At 74.0% G+C, this 14,236-nt stretch carries 12 protein-coding genes; 5 read left to right on the top strand and 7 right to left on the bottom strand.

Annotated features, from left to right (window positions below):
• Window positions 1-6 precede the first annotated feature (6 nt).
• The 4 genes from BMW27_RS00745 (at window position 7) to BMW27_RS00760 (ending at window position 4,706) form a co-directional block, all read left to right on the top strand.
• The gene (locus BMW27_RS00745; RefSeq protein ID WP_091439666.1) at window positions 7-1,020 is read left to right on the top strand and encodes an NAD(P)-dependent alcohol dehydrogenase; all 1,014 of its coding nucleotides are present in this window, start codon (window positions 7-9) and stop codon (window positions 1,018-1,020) included.
• Window positions 1,021-1,057: 37 nt separating this feature from the next.
• Complete coding sequence (locus tag BMW27_RS00750; RefSeq protein WP_091437638.1) at window positions 1,058-2,170, top strand: ABC transporter ATP-binding protein; 1,113 nt, start codon at window positions 1,058-1,060, stop codon at window positions 2,168-2,170.
• Window positions 2,171-2,191: 21 nt separating this feature from the next.
• Window positions 2,192-3,709, top strand: coding sequence for a mannitol dehydrogenase family protein (locus BMW27_RS00755; protein WP_091437639.1), 1,518 nt, complete (start codon window positions 2,192-2,194; stop codon window positions 3,707-3,709).
• Between the two features lie 97 nt (window positions 3,710-3,806).
• Window positions 3,807-4,706, top strand: coding sequence for a GGDEF domain-containing protein (locus BMW27_RS00760; protein ID WP_281244736.1), 900 nt, complete (start codon window positions 3,807-3,809; stop codon window positions 4,704-4,706).
• Between the two features lie 55 nt (window positions 4,707-4,761).
• Here the strand turns inward: BMW27_RS00760 and BMW27_RS00765 are convergent, their stop codons facing one another.
• The gene (locus tag BMW27_RS00765) at window positions 4,762-7,302 is read right to left on the bottom strand and encodes an HAD-IC family P-type ATPase (protein ID WP_091437642.1); all 2,541 of its coding nucleotides are present in this window, start codon (window positions 7,300-7,302) and stop codon (window positions 4,762-4,764) included.
• A 268-nt stretch (window positions 7,303-7,570) separates the two neighbouring features.
• Between BMW27_RS00765 and BMW27_RS00770 the strand changes: the two genes are divergently transcribed.
• Window positions 7,571-7,780 (top strand): hypothetical protein, encoded by a 210-nt coding sequence (locus tag BMW27_RS00770; protein WP_091437645.1) that lies wholly within the window; start codon window positions 7,571-7,573, stop codon window positions 7,778-7,780.
• Between the two features lie 34 nt (window positions 7,781-7,814).
• Here BMW27_RS00770 and BMW27_RS00775 read toward each other — a convergent pair whose 3' ends face one another.
• The 6 genes from BMW27_RS00775 to BMW27_RS00800 form a co-directional block, all read right to left on the bottom strand.
• Complete coding sequence (locus BMW27_RS00775) at window positions 7,815-8,552, bottom strand: hypothetical protein (RefSeq protein ID WP_091437647.1); 738 nt, start codon at window positions 8,550-8,552, stop codon at window positions 7,815-7,817.
• A gap of 199 nt (window positions 8,553-8,751) precedes the next feature.
• The gene (locus BMW27_RS00780) at window positions 8,752-9,927 is read right to left on the bottom strand and encodes an alpha/beta hydrolase family protein (protein ID WP_091437649.1); all 1,176 of its coding nucleotides are present in this window, start codon (window positions 9,925-9,927) and stop codon (window positions 8,752-8,754) included.
• 173 nt (window positions 9,928-10,100) lie between these two features.
• Complete coding sequence (locus BMW27_RS00785; protein WP_091437652.1) at window positions 10,101-11,084, bottom strand: fumarylacetoacetate hydrolase family protein; 984 nt, start codon at window positions 11,082-11,084, stop codon at window positions 10,101-10,103.
• Complete coding sequence (locus BMW27_RS00790) at window positions 11,084-12,022, bottom strand: VOC family protein (RefSeq protein ID WP_091437654.1); 939 nt, start codon at window positions 12,020-12,022, stop codon at window positions 11,084-11,086. The genes BMW27_RS00785 and BMW27_RS00790 overlap by 1 nt, the downstream gene beginning before the upstream one ends.
• 13 nt (window positions 12,023-12,035) lie before the next feature.
• Window positions 12,036-13,166 carry an FAD-dependent oxidoreductase gene (locus tag BMW27_RS00795; protein ID WP_091437657.1) on the bottom strand — a complete coding sequence of 377 codons (1,131 nt, stop codon included), beginning with the start codon at window positions 13,164-13,166 and terminating at the stop codon, window positions 12,036-12,038.
• A gap of 10 nt (window positions 13,167-13,176) precedes the next feature.
• Complete coding sequence (locus BMW27_RS00800; RefSeq protein WP_091437660.1) at window positions 13,177-14,181, bottom strand: cyclase family protein; 1,005 nt, start codon at window positions 14,179-14,181, stop codon at window positions 13,177-13,179.
• Between the last annotated feature and the right edge of the window lie 55 nt (window positions 14,182-14,236).

Genomic DNA, 14,236 nt, shown 5'->3' on the forward strand with positions numbered 1-14,236 from the left:
GCCACGATGCGCGCCTCGGTCCTGCGCGGGCCCGGCGACGTGGTCGTGGAGGAGCGGGCCGTCCCCCGGCCGGGCCCTGGTGAGGTGGCGGTCCGCGTCGCCTCGGTCGGGGTCTGCGGATCGGACACGCACTACTACGACCACGGGCGCATCGGTCGGTTCGTCGTCGAGTCCCCGCTCGTGCTGGGGCACGAGGCAGCGGGGGAGGTGGCCGCCCTCGGGCCCGGCGTCTCCTCGCTCGCCGTCGGGCAGCGGGTGTCGGTCGAGCCGGGGGTCCCGGACCTGACCTGCCCGCAGTGCCTGGCCGGGCGCTACAACCTCTGCCCGGACATGCGCTTCTTCGCGACCCCGCCGATCGACGGCGCCTTCGCCGAGTACGTCGTCGTCCACGCGGCCTTCGCCCACCCCGTGCCCGAGACGATCAGCGACGACGCCGCCGCACTGCTGGAACCCCTGTCGGTCGGCATCTGGGCCTGCCGCAGGGGCCGGGTGGGCGCCGGCTCCCGGGTGCTCGTCACCGGGGCCGGACCCATCGGGCTGGTGAGCGTCCAGGTGGCGCGGGCGTTCGGCGCCACGGAGATCGTGGTGTCCGACGTCAACCCCGCGCGGCTGGCCCTGGCTCGTGACCTCGGCGCCACCGAGGTCGTCGACGCCCGGACGGCCCGCGTGACGGACCTGCCGCGACCGCCCGAGGTGCTGCTGGAGTGCTCCGGTCACCCGGCGGCCACCGCCGAGGCCATCCGCGCCCTCGACCGGGCCGGTCGGGCGGTGCTCGTCGGCATGGGCGGCGACGAGCTGCCCCTGCCGCTGTCGGTGGTGCAGGAACGGGAGCTCGAGGTCACCGGCACCTTCCGCTACGCCAACACCTGGCCGACGGCGATCGCGCTGGTCGGCGCCGGGCGGATCGACCTCGACCGCCTGGTCACCGGCACCTACCGGCTGGACCAGGCCGAGGACGCCCTGACGGCCGGCCGCCGCGACCCGCGGTCGGTGAAGGTCGTCGTCCACCCGCAGACCTGACGTTCCCCTGACCTCTGCTCCAGCAAGGAGAGATCCCATGGCCTCCGTCACCTACGACCGGGCGAGCCGCATCTACCCCGGCTCCGACAAGCCCGCGGTCGACGCCCTCGACCTCCAGATCGCCGACGGCGAGTTCCTCGTCCTGGTCGGCCCCTCCGGCTGCGGCAAGTCCACCAGCCTCCGGATGCTCGCCGGTCTGGAGGACGTCGACGACGGGGCGATCCGCATCGGGGACCGGGACGTCACGCACCTGAAGTCCAAGGACCGGGACATCGCGATGGTGTTCCAGAGCTACGCGCTGTACCCGCACATGACCGTCGGGGACAACATGGGCTTCGCGCTCAAGATCGCCGGGGTGCCGAAGGAGGAGATCACGCAGCGGGTCCGGGAGGCGGCGAAGATCCTCGACCTGGAGACCTTCCTGGACCGCAAGCCCAAGGCCCTCTCCGGCGGCCAGCGCCAGCGCGTCGCGATGGGCCGGGCGATCGTGCGCTCGCCGCAGGTGTTCCTCATGGACGAGCCGCTGTCCAACCTCGACGCCAAGCTGCGCGTGCAGACCCGCACCCAGATCGCCGCGCTGCAGCGCCGGCTCGGGACCACGACGGTCTACGTCACCCACGACCAGGTCGAGGCGATGACCATGGGCGACCGCGTGGCGGTGCTGCGGGCCGGCCTGCTGGAGCAGTGCGACACGCCCCTGCGGCTCTACCAGGAGCCGGCCAACGTCTTCGTCGCCGGGTTCATCGGTTCCCCCGGCATGAACATCGCCGAGTTCCGGCTGCACGACGGGCACGCGGTGCTCGGCAGCGCCCGCCTCCCGCTGAGCACCGCGGCGCTGGGCGCGCTCTCGGCGGAGGGGGCCGACCGCGTCGTCGTCGGCTTCCGGCCGGAGGCCCTCGACCTCGCCACGGAGGCCGAGCCCGGCGCCTTCGCCGTGGACGTCGGGGTGGTGGAGGAACTGGGCTCCGACGCGTTCCTGCACGGGACGCTGCCGGAGCTGCGCGGGGAGTCCGGCTCGCTCGCCGAGAACATCGTCGCGCGGGTCGACCCCGCCCGGCCGCCGGCGAAGGGGGAACGGGTGCACCTGCGCATCCAGCCGGGCAAGGAGCACCTCTTCTCCCCGTCGACCGGCCGCCGCATCCCCGCCTGACCGCAGCGCAGGAGGACCCCCGTGCCACAGCTCAGCAGCGCGACCCTGGCCTCCCTCGGCGGCTCGCTGTCCGTGCCGTCCTACGACCGGTCCTCGGTGCGGACCGGGATCGTGCACCTGGGGGTGGGCGCTTTCCACCGGTCGCACCAGGCCATGTACCTCGACCGGCTCATGGAGCAGGGGCAGGCGCGGGACTGGGGCATCTGCGGTGTCGGCGTGCTGCCGTCCGACCGCCGGATGGCGGAGGTGATGGCCGCCCAGGACTGCCTGTACACCCTGGTGGTCAAGCACTCCGACGGGCGCTTCGACGCCCGCGTCGTGGGTTCGGTCGTCGAGTACCTGCTCGCACCGGACGACCCCGACGCGGTCGTCGAGAAGATGGCGGCCGAGGGCACCCGGATCGTGTCGCTGACGGTCACCGAGGGCGGCTACAACATCGGGGCGGTCACCGGTGAGTTCGACCCGACCCACCCCGACGTCGTCTCCGACCTCCGGCCCGGCGCCGCGCTGCGGACGTCGTTCGGGCTGGTCACCGAGGCGCTGGTGCGCCGGCGCGACCGCGGCCTGCCCCCGTTCACCGTGGTGTCCTGCGACAACATCCAGCACAACGGCGACGTCGCCCGGCGCAGCTTCGCCGCCTTCGCCACCCTGCGGGACCCGGACCTGGGCGCGTGGGTCGAGCGGGAGGTGCCGTTCCCGAACTCGATGGTCGACCGGATCACCCCCGCCACCACGGACGACGACCGGGCCGAGGTCGCCCGGCGGTTCGGCGTCGACGACGCGTGGCCGGTGGTCTGCGAGGACTTCACCCAGTGGGTCCTCGAGGACCGGTTCGGCCTCGGGCGCCCGCCGCTGGAGGACTCCGGCGTCCAGATCGTCGACGACGTCGACCCCTACGAGCGGATGAAGCTGCGGCTGCTCAACGCCAGCCACCAGGCGCTCGCCTACCTCGGCCACCTCGCCGGCTACCGGCTCGTCCACGACGCGGCGCAGGACCCGCTGTTCCGGCGGTTCCTGCTCGGCTACATGGAGGGGGAGGCCACGCCCACCCTCCGGCCGGTCCCCGGGATCGACCTCGAGGACTACCGGAGGACCCTGATCGCCCGCTTCTCCAACCCGCACATCCGCGACACGCTGGCGCGGCTGGCCTTCGACGGGTCCGAGCGGCTGCCCAAGTGGCTGCTCCCGGTCGTGCGGGACCAGCTCGCCCGCGGCGGGGAGGTGCGCCGCTCGGCCGCGGTCGTCGCGGGCTGGGCCCGGTACTCCGAGGGCGTGGACGAGGAGGGCCGGCCGATCGAGATCGCCGACCGCCGGCGGGACCCCCTCATGGCCGCGGCGCGCCGCGAGCGGGAGGAGCCGCTCGCGTTCCTCGCCGACCGGGCGCTGTTCGGGGACCTCGCGGACGACGAGCGGTTCACCGGGCCCTACCTGGCGGCGCTGGCCTCGCTGCACGAGCGGGGGGCCAGGGCGACCCTCGAGGCCCTGGTCGTGGACGCCCTGCCGACGCCGTCCACGTCGCTCGGCGGTCCGGTTCGCTGAGGCCGGATCGCCCGCGCCGGGCTCCGCCGGGACGTCCCCGGCCGCGGAGCGCCGTACCCGAGGAGTGGCTGGGCCCTCCGCTGGGAACCAGCGGGGCGTGTCCCGGTCAGGTGACGTCACGAGGCGCGGCGGGCCCCACGCGTCCCTGCACGCGGCCTTCCAGCACGCGCCCATGGGCATGGCCGTGACGACCGTCGACGGCGTCCTGCTGGAGGTCAACCCGGCTCTGGGCCGGCTGCTGCGGCGCACGCCCGACGCACTGACGGGCACGTCCCTGTTCGACCTGACGCACCCCGACGACCGCGACGGCGCCCACCGGTCCTGCGCCGCACTGCGGGTCCACCGCAGCTCCCTCTGGCGTCACGAGTGCCGGTTCCTGCGCACCGGCGGCGAGCACGTCGCGGTGCAGGTCGCGACGTCGTGGGTCGACGCCGACGGCGGGCAGCCAGCGCACCTGGTGATGGTCATCGAGGACATCGGGGACCGGAAGGCCGTCGAGGCGGGGCTGCGGCACCAGGCGGTGCACGACCCGCTGACGGGTCTGCCGAACCGGGTGCTCTTCCGGGACCGCCTGCAGCACGCGCTGGACCGGGGCCACCGCGAGGGCACCGAGACCTGCGTGCTGATGATCGACCTCGACGGGTTCAAGGCGATCAACGACCGGTACGGGCACCCGGTCGGGGACCGGGTGCTGGCCGCGTTCGCCGGCCGCCTCACCGCGGCCCTGCGCGCCAGCGACACCGCGGCGCGCCTCGGCGGCGACGAGTTCGCCGTCATCTGCGAGCGGAGCGCCCCGTACGACGCCGAGGCCCTCGTCGCGCGCCTCCACACGCTGCTCGTCGAGCCGTTCGACCTGGACGGCAGTCCGGTCGTGGTCCGCTGCTCCATCGGGCTCGGGCACGTCGACGGCGGCACGGACACGTCGGCCGGGGTGGCGACGCTGATCGGCGACGCCGACCGGCGGATGTACGCCGACAAGCGCCGCAGCCGCGACTGACGCCCCGCCGCTCGCCCCCGACAGCCGCCGGCCGGTGACCCCGGGTGCGGTGCCCTCAGTGCGCGGGCACGCGGTCCTGCTCCCGGGGCGCCAGCCCCAGGGCCCGCTCGAGCAGCCGCGCGCGGTACACCGCACTGAGCAGGACGAACCAGACCACCAGCGCGGGCAGCACGGTGCGGAAGACCGGGTCCGCGGCGTCGGTGAGACCGAAGTAGCCGGTGAACGCGGGGACGAACAGGCCCGCGGAGAACGCTGCGACCAGCGCGGCGACGAGCACGGCCGGGCGCCGGTCCCCGTCCGGCCGCGTCCACGAGGCGAAGAACCGGTACGGCGGCCGCAGGAACAGGATGAGCAGGAACGCCGCGTAGGAGACGAACGTGGACAGGGCGGTCTGCGCGCCGATGGTGGCCGCCGCCTCGGCGAAGCCCACGTCGTCGGAGGACAGCCCGGTGAAGCGCTCGAAGGCGGTCAGGAAGCCGTCGGGTGCGTCCGCCCTGCTCAACCCGTCCAGCAGGGACGTGTAGTGGAAGGCATACACCCCGACCCCGCCGGCCGCGGTGACCACCACGGCCGGGACGACGAACCGCCACAGCGTGGTCAGCAGCCGCGGGTCGGGCCGGGTCGGACGGGCCCACGTGGTGAGGAACAGCGTCGGGACGCCGACGGTCAGCAGCGTCAGCCCGACGTTCGCCGGTGAGTAGGGGAAGCCCAGGCCGAGCATGGTGACGGCGAGGATCACCAGACCCTGGGTGCCGACGCGGGCCAGGAAGACCTGCATCGAGGTCCCGATGCCGCTGATGATCCGGCGTCCCTCGTGCTGCGCGGGCAGCAGCGCGGCCAGGGAGTCCTCGGTCAGCACGATGTCCGCGACGTCGCGGGTCACGGCGCTGCCGCTCTTCATCGCCACGCCGACCTGGGCCCGCTTGAGCGCCCGCGCGTCGTTGACGCCGTCCCCGATCATGGCGACGTAGCGGCCCTGCCGGCGCAGCGCGTCGACCAGCCGCTCCTTCTGCTCCGGCGCGATCCGGCCGAAGACGGCGGCCCGCGCGACCAGCGCGTCGAGCTCGGGGTCGGCGAGGGCGTCGAGGTCGGCGCCGCTCACCGGCTCGCCGCCGTCCAGCCCGGCCTGCCGGGCGAGCGCCGCCACGGTGCGGGGGTCGTCGCCGGACACCACCTTGAGGTCGGTGCCGTCGGCGGCGAACCGCGCGATCGTCTCGGGGACCCCGGGCCGCAGCTCGTCGGCGAGGACCACCAGCGCCAGGGGGTCGAGGGCGGGCAGCCGAGGCCGGCCGGAGGCATCGCGCAGCGGGGTCGCGGGGTCGGTGGCGCGGGCGACGACGAGCACCCGCAGGCCCTGCGCCGTCCGTTCGGTGACCGCGTCGGTGAGCGGCGCCCCGGACAGCTGGGGGGCGAGCCGGTCGGGCGCGCCGAGGACGTACCCGCCGTCGTCGGTGCGCAGCGCGCTCCAGCGCGACGAGGAGGAGAACGGGACCTCGTCGCGGACCGCCCACGCCTCACCGGGCAGGGCGGCGGCCAGCGCCGCGGTCGTCAGGTTGCCCGCCGTCGCGCTGCGGGCCATCGAGCCGACCAGCCGGTCGACCTCCCCGGCCGGCACCGGGCCGACCGGGACCACCTCCGTCAGCACCAGCCGGCCCGTGGTCAGCGTGCCGGTCTTGTCGGTGCAGACGACGTCGACGTTGCTCATCGACTCGACGGCGTTGACCTGCTGGACCAGCGCGCCGTTGCCGGCGCTCCGCGCCGCGCCGACCGTGTAGGCCAGCGCCACCAGGAAGAACAACCCGTAGGGCACCAGGCCGGAGAGCACGGCGGTGGTCTGCACGACGCGGACCAGCGAGAACCCCTCCAGCGCGGCCTGCAGCAGGATCGTCGCGCTCATCAGGGCCACGAGCAGCATGACCAGGCGCACGACGAAGTCGATCTGCCGTTGCAGCGGCGTCGCGTCCGTGGAGACCCGGCGGACGTCGGCGGTGAGCCGGCTGGCGTGGCTGGCGGCGCCGACGTCGCGGGCCAGCTGGTGCCCCTCGCCGCCGACGCAGAAGCTGCCGGACAGCAGGTCGTCGCCGGGCTCCTTGAGCAGCGCCTCGGACTCACCGGTGAGCAGCGACTCGTCGACCTCGACCAGGCCGCCGTTGAGCACCGGGCCGTCGACGACGACCTGGTCCCCGGGGCGCACGTGCAGCACGTCGCCGCGCACCACCTCCTCGGGCACCACCTGGACGTCCCGGCCGTCGCGGACGACGGTGACCCGCGCGCGGTCGAGCAGCTGCAGCTGGTCGAGCTTGCGCTTGGCCCGGATCTCCTGGACGGCGCTGATGCCCGCGTTGACCAGCCCGAGGCCGACGCTGGTGAACGCGTCGTTGTAGCGACCGAGGGCCAGCAGCGCGGCGCCGATGACGAACAGGATCGTGTTGAAGAAGGAGAAGACGTTGGTGCGCAGGATCCGGCCGTAGCTGCGCGAGGACCCGCGGACGGCGGTGTTGCCCTCCCCGCGCCGGCGCCGGGTGTCGGCCTCCCGCTGGGTCAGCCCCGGCGGGGCGACGACGCCGTCCGCCCGCCCCTGCTCCTGCACGTCCATGCCGTCCGCGTCCCTCCGCCGTCCCGGGGAGTGTGTCCCGGCGCGACCGGCGCCGCCCCCGGACACACCGGCCCATGACGAGCTCACAGCCGGGCAGCGGGGCAGCGGGGACGCGGCGACCGGGTCGGGTCGCTGCCCGGCTGCGAGCCGGGTTGGACCCGGGCGTGCTGGGTACCTGTCCTTCATCACGGGAGCGCGCAGGCTCGCGCCGGAGGTATCCGGCTCCCCGGCTGGGTCGTGGACGTCCACGGCCACGAGGTGTCCTGTCATGAGCACGAGTGAGCGCCTCACCTGGGAGACCTGCCCGAGCTGCGGGCGGTGCGCCGCGGTGGGCTGGCGCGGCGGCATCCCGCTCGAGGTGGACTGTCCCGGCGGCTGCGCAGTGGGTGCGGAGGTGTTCGCCCGGCGGACACCGCGGACCGGCGACCTGCCGTCGTCGGCCGCACGCTGGACGGCCGCGGCCCGGACCTGGGCGTGAGGCGCCGGGCGACCGGGCGCCCGCGACGGGCCGGTCAGTGCTCGCTGCCGGCGCCCGTGCGCAGCCGGTCGGGTGCGAGGCGGCGCTCGACCAGGTCGGCGGCGACGTCGTCGGCGGTCCGGCCCGCGGCGTAGGCGTAGCCCCGCAGCAGCGCCAGGGCGTCCGCGGCGGGCACCTCCAGGGCCAGCGTGAGCATGCCGACGGCCATCCACAGCCGGCCGCGGCGCCGCGCGTCCGGGGTGTCCACCCAGGCCGGCGCCTCGGTGGGGGTCCACACCGACCAGTCGGCCGCGCCGTCCAGGTGGTCGGCCACCAGCTCGGCGACGCACCGGGCCGCGAAGGCGTCGACGGCGGTGGCCCCGTCGGGGTCGGCGCAGTAGAGGTCCATCCCGCCGACGCCCCTCAGCCGGCCGGGCAGCGACAGGGCGAGCACGCTGCGCAGCGCCGTGGAGGTGACGAGCAGGTCGTGGAAGACCGGCCAGCGGCGCGCCAGGACCGCCTCGGTGCCGAAGACCGGCAGCCCGGACTCGGCGGCCAGCAGGCACGGCCCGCTGCCGGCGGTGAACTGCAGCCGCTCGGCCGTCGCGGCGACCTCGCTGCTGGCCGCCAGGGGGGTGCGCAGGTTGCGCTCCCCGTGGACGCTCAGCCCGACCCCCTCGACGGGGAGGACGGCGGCGGCGGCGCGCGCCAGCCGGACGGCGAGCAGGTCCGGGTCGTCGGGACCGCCGGAGCGCTCGTGCAGGGCCTCGGCGAAACGGGTGGCGATGTCCACGGCGGCCTCTCGACGTCCCGCGCTGCGGCGCGGCGACCGCGGGCGGGTTTCGGAACGGACCTGCCCGCCGCGTCCCGTCCGAAACCCCGCCGGAGGCGGCGACGCCCGTTCGTGCCGTGCGGCTCGGTGGCCACGACGTCCCGCTGCCGCAGCGCCTGCTGCGAGCGGACCTCGACGACCGGTGCCGCTCCCGTCCCCGTCAGCCCGGAGTGGTGGTCGCGAGCTCGGCGAAGGTGTCGGCGACCCAGTCGGCGACGAACGAGCTGACGTACGGCAGGTGGTCCAGGCCGATGTGCTCGGTCGCGCCCTCCTCGGGCGTGAAGACACGCAGCTCGCGTTTGGGGGAGTTGACCGCCTGGTCGTACGAGCGGTGCGCCATCTCCAGCGGGATCTGCCGGTCGTTGGCGCCGTGCGCGATCAGGAACGGCACGGTGATCTGCTCGACGACGCCCTCGAGGTTCACCGCATCGGCGACGTCCAGGAACTCGTCGAGGTCGGTGTGGCCCCACACCCAGAGCACGTGCTTCCAGTAGTGCGGCACCGGGCGCTCGCCCTCGTGCTGCCGGCGTCGGCGCTGCACCGCGCCCCAGTCGTGGTTCGCGCCCCACGCCACGCACAGCGCGAACCGCTTCTCGAACGCGGCCGCACGAGGGGAGTAGTAGCCGCCGAGCGACCAGCCCACGATGCCGATCCGGGAGGCGTCGACGTCGGGGCGGGTCTCCAGCCAGTCGACGGCCGCCCCCGCCCACACCTCGGTGTCGATGCGGGCGGGGAGCCCCTGCAGCCGCAGCGCCTCGCCGGTGCCGGGCTGGTCGAGCATCAGGCAGGAGATGCCGCGGGCGGCCAGCTCCTCCCAGTGGTTGGAGGCGTACATGTGCTCCTTGGTGGAGTCCAGCCCGTTGACCAGCACGACCACCGGAGCGGGGCCGTGGTCGGTGGCCGGCGCAGCGCTGAAGTAGGCCGGCAGCGTCGTCCCCTCGTAGGGGATGGCCACCCGGGAGACCCGCGGGCTGTGCGTCTCGAACGCCTTCTGCGCGATCTCCAGCATCCGCCGGTAGGTCGGCACGCGGTTCGGGTCGGATCGGGCGAGCATCCGCTCGGCCTGGGCCAGGTAGTTGCTGGCGCGGAACCACAGCTGCCCGGCGGTGCGGACGTGCCCGGCCTTCTCCGCGGCCTCGGCCTGCCCGACGAGCTGGTCGGTCAGCGCGGTCCAGGCCCGCAGGAAGTCAGGGGTCCCGGCGTCCTCACCGGCGTCGGCGGCGTCCTTGATCGGCCGGCAGGCCCGGTCGACCTCGTCGATCAGGCCGCCGGAGTTCAGCGTCGCGACGACGCCGAGGTTCCAGGTGTAGGGGCCGGTGGGGAAGTACTCGAACACTGCGGTCCTCTCAGGTGGTGGCTGCGGCGACGGCGTCGCTGGTGGACTCCACGCCGTGGGCGGTCATGCCCCGTCGACGGCGCCCTCGGCCGTGAGCAGGAGTGCTTCGGCGGCACCGGGCCCGCGGCCGGCGCCGGCGAGCGCGACCCTCCAGGCGAGGCTGCTCGTGGTGCTCACGCCGGGCGCTTGCGGGCCCGGGGCCGGGGGCGGGCGGCCCGCACCGGGGGCAGCTGGACACCCTCGACCACGCGGTTGCGGAGCGTGCCGATGCCCTCGACGGTCATCTCCACGACGTCGCCCGGCTGCAGCGGGGGAGGGGCCTGCTGGCCGCGCCGTCCCCACAGCTCGGCCAGGCAGCCGCCGTTGCCGCAGGTGCCCGAGCCGAGCACGTCACCGGCGCGGACCTCCGTGCCGCGGGAGGCGTAGGAGATCAGCTCCTCGAACGGCCAGCCCATGTTCGACAGCAGGTCCTGGCCGACCTCGGTGCCGTTCACCGACACCCGCATGTCCAGGGCCAGGAAGCCCTCGTCGTCCCGGTACGGCTCGAGCTCGTCGGCGGTGACCAGCCACGGGCCCAGCGTCGTCGCCGAGTCCTTGCCCTTGGCCGGCCCGAGGCTGACCCTCATCTCCCGTGCCTGCAGGTCACGGGCGGACCAGTCGTTGAACACGGTGTAGCCGAAGACGTGGTCGCGCGCCTGCTCGGGCGTCAACGAGGCACCGTCCCGGCCGATGACGACGGCCACCTCGAGCTCGAAGTCGAAGCGCTGGGAGCCGGGCGGCACGGCGACGTCGTCGTTCGCGCCGACCAGCGCGTACGGGTTGGTGAAGTAGAACGTCGGCGCCTGGTACCACTCCGGCACGACCCCGGCCTGACCGTCGATCGCCTTGCGCACACCCTCGACGTGCTCCTCGAACGCGACGAAGTCGCGCACCGTCGGCGCCTGCAGCGGGGGCAGCAACCGCACCGACTCTAGCGGCACGGCAGGCCCGTCGAGCGCGGCGGCGCCGGCCTCGAGCGCGGCCGGCAACCCCGCGCGGACGAGGTCGAGCACCGTCGTCCGCGCGGGGAGTTCGTGGAGGCCGGCTGTGCCGTCGGGGCGGTCGGAGACGACGCCGGCGGAGACCCGGCCGTCGGCCTCCCAGGTGGCGAACCGCATCAGACCGGGGGAGCGACGAACAGACCCTTGTCGGGGTCGTTGAACGAGCGCTGGGCGACGAACTCGTTCATGGCGTTCGCCGTGCCCCACTGGTCGCTGACCTCGGGGTTGCTGAAGTCGTAGACGTGCGGGTGCCAGGTGTCCTCGTCCAGGACCTCCAGCTCGGTCGTGTACTCCACGGTGTTCCCGTGCGGGTCGAGGAAGTAGCTGAAGGTGTTGTTGCCGGCCATGTGCCGGCCCGGGCCCCAGAGCTTCTCCACGCCGGCGCGGATGAGGCGGCCGGTGCCGCGCATGTACTCGTCGATGCCGCGCATCTCGAACGAGGCGTGGTGCAGCGAGGGGTGCGGGCCGCGGGCGATCGCCATGCTGTGGTGCCAAGCGTTGGTGCGCAGGAACCACATCATGTTGCCCATGCGCGGGTGCATGAGCGTGTCCGACAGCGAGAAGCTCAGGTACTCGTCGTAGAACGCGACGGTGCCCTCGGGGTCGGCGGAGTTGATGACCACGTGGGAGAGCCGCACGGGGATGGACTCGCCCTCCTCGATCGTGCGGTGCTGCCGCACCTCGACGTCGGAGCTGACCTCGATGGTGCGGCCCTCGTTGTCGAAGAACCGGAAGCCGTAGCCACCGCCCGGGGTCTGCAGGTCGGTCGGCTCGTGCACGAGCTGGACGCCGTCGGCGGCCAGCTGCGCGGCGAGGGTGTCGACGTCGGCGGCGTTCGCGGCGCCGAAGGAGATGAGGTCGATCCGCTTGTCGGTGGCCTCGCGCAGCCGGACGACGTACTGCTCCGGCGACCCCTCGGCCGCCAGGAAGGCCAGGCCGGTGTCGGTGTGCTCGGGCGTCAGGCCCCAGATGCCGGAGTAGAAGTCGAGCTGCTTGGCGAAGTCCGGCACGGCGAGGTCGACGTGCCGCAGATGGGTGATCAGGCGCTGGGTCATGGGTGTCTCCGGGTCACGCGGGCTGGCTGGTGAGGATCGCGATGCTGCGCATCAGGCTCGGGATGTCGCCCTGCACGTGGTCGAGCTGCCACTGCGCGAGCTGGTTGGAGGCGTCGACCACGGTCCTCGCGCGCTCGAGCCGGCGGGCGTGGAAGGCGTCCCACAGGTCCTGGTCGAGCGCGTGGCGCTCGACGAGCAGCTCGGCGAGGACGACGGCGTCCTCCAGGGCCATGGCGCCGCCCTGGGCGATGGTGGGCGGGCAGGTGTGCGCGGCGTCGCCGATCAGGACGACCCGGCCCCGGTTCCACGGCTCGTCGAGGACGTGGGTCTCGAACCAGGTGTAGTTCACCCGGCTCGGGTCGGTCAGCGTCTCGCGGATCTCGTCCCAGGGGCCGTGGTAGGCCTGCGACAGCTGCTTCATCGTGGCCAGCTGCTCGTCCGGCGTCATGGCGCTGCGGTCCTGCGCGTCCTCGACGATGTAGGCGTAGAGTGAGTCCTCGCCGGTGGGGCAGTACCCGGCAATGTAGGACGGGCCGCCGTAGTAGAGGTCGGTGCGCGTGACGCTCGCCGGCCGCGGGCCGAACGCGCGCCAGATGCCCATGCCGACCGACCTCGTCTCGAGGTTGATCCCGAGGGCACGGCGGGTCCACGAGCGGAGGCCGTCGGCCCCCACCACCACGTCGTACCGGCCGGTCGAGTGGTCCGAGAAGGTGACGTCGACGCCGTCGTCGTCCTGGGCCAGCTCGGTGAACGTGGTGCCGGAGCGGACCTCGACGCCCACCTCCGTCGCGCGGTCGGCCAGGATCCGAGCCAGCTCGGGTCGGGGCATCCCCATCACGGCCGGCAGGTCGGGGCCGCCGGTCCTGGCGTCGGAGACCTCCGCGACGACGGTGCCGTTCGGGTCGGGCGCGCGGATCCCGGTGGTGTCGAAGGCGTAACCCGCGGCCTCGACCTGTTCCCAGACGCCGAGCGAGCGCAGCTCGCGCAGGGCGTTGCCCTGGAGGGTGATGCCGGAACCGAGGGCGGCGACGTCGGGCTTGATCTCGATCAGGTCGACGGCGACGCCGGCCTTCGCGAGGTGGATCGCCGTCGCGGCACCGGCGAGACCACTGCCGACGACGAGGACGTTGTTCACCGCAGGCATCTCGGGACTCCTACTTGACGGCGATCGGGTTGACCGGGGCGCCGACGGCGCCGGTCACGGGCAGCGGGGCGGCGGTGAGGAAGAACTCCCAGACGCCGTCGGCGGCGCAGTCGGCCGCGAGGCCGTCGAGGTCCCACATCTCGCCGATGAACAGCCCGGTGTTGGGGATGCACACCTGGTGCAGCGGCTGGAAGGCGACGTCGAACTCGTTGGGCCGCACCTCGAAGCCCCAGGTGTCGGTGGCGATGCCGGCGATCTCGGTGCCGTGCAGCCAGTCGGCGGTGGTGAACGACAGGCCGGGGGAGGCCCCGCCTGCGTAGTCGCCCCAGCCGCGACCCTCGGCGATGTCGCGGCGCGCGCGGGTCAGCCGTCCGGTGCGCACCAGCAGCAGGTCGCCGCGGCCGACCCGGGCGCTCCCGCCCTGCGCGGCGATGGTCGCCTCGAGGTGCTCGGCGGTGATGGCGAAGCCGTCGGGCAGCTCGCCGTCGGTGCCCACCGTCCGGCCGACGTCCAGCAGCACACCACGCCCGGCGAAGAGCGCGGCGGTGGTCTCGATCCCGGTCACCCCGTCGCCGTCGCTGGTGACCACGTCACCGGCACGGCGACCGTTCCAGGCCATGCCGTGGTCGAAGATGTGACCGAGGCCGTCCCACTGCGTCGAGGCCTGCAGCGGCATCGCGATGACGTCGTCGGCGCCGCCGAGGCCGTGCGGGAAGCCCTGGACACCGCGCTCGGCGTCGGTGCCCGTGTCGAGCATCGTGTGCACCGGGTTGGTGCGACGCCGCCAGCCCTTCTGCGGGCCGTCCATGTCGAACGACTGGGCGAGGGAGAAGCTCGCGCCACGGCGCACGAGGCGGGCGCCCTCGAGCCGCTTGGCCTCGTCGAGGAAGTTCAGCGTGCCCAGGACGTCGTCCGCGCCCCAGCGACCCCAGTTGGAGCAGCGCTCGGCGGCGGCGGCGATGGCGCCCTCCGGGTCGGTGCGGTCGAGCTCCGCGGGTGGGGGGGCGTCGGTCACGCCTCCTACGGTCGGGTGAGCCAGGTCATCAGGGAAGACGAGATGGTTGATGCCG

Source organism: Geodermatophilus poikilotrophus (assembly GCF_900111455.1).
In the GTDB taxonomy this organism is placed as follows: Bacteria; Actinomycetota; Actinomycetes; order Mycobacteriales; family Geodermatophilaceae; genus Geodermatophilus; species Geodermatophilus poikilotrophus.

Excerpts from the sequence above, each read along its gene's own strand:
- BMW27_RS00745 (WP_091439666.1), top strand. The coding sequence starts at position 7 with ATGCGCGCCTCGGTCCTGCGCGGGCCCGGCGACGTGGTCGTGGAGGAG.
- BMW27_RS00750 (WP_091437638.1), top strand. The coding sequence starts at position 1,058 with ATGGCCTCCGTCACCTACGACCGGGCGAGCCGCATCTACCCCGGCTCC.
- BMW27_RS00765 (WP_091437642.1), bottom strand. The coding sequence starts at position 7,302 with ATGGACGTGCAGGAGCAGGGGCGGGCGGACGGCGTCGTCGCCCCGCCG.
- BMW27_RS00770 (WP_091437645.1), top strand. The coding sequence starts at position 7,571 with ATGAGCACGAGTGAGCGCCTCACCTGGGAGACCTGCCCGAGCTGCGGG.
- BMW27_RS00785 (WP_091437652.1), bottom strand. The coding sequence starts at position 11,084 with ATGCGGTTCGCCACCTGGGAGGCCGACGGCCGGGTCTCCGCCGGCGTC.
- BMW27_RS00790 (WP_091437654.1), bottom strand. The coding sequence starts at position 12,022 with ATGACCCAGCGCCTGATCACCCATCTGCGGCACGTCGACCTCGCCGTG.
- BMW27_RS00795 (WP_091437657.1), bottom strand. The coding sequence starts at position 13,166 with ATGCCTGCGGTGAACAACGTCCTCGTCGTCGGCAGTGGTCTCGCCGGT.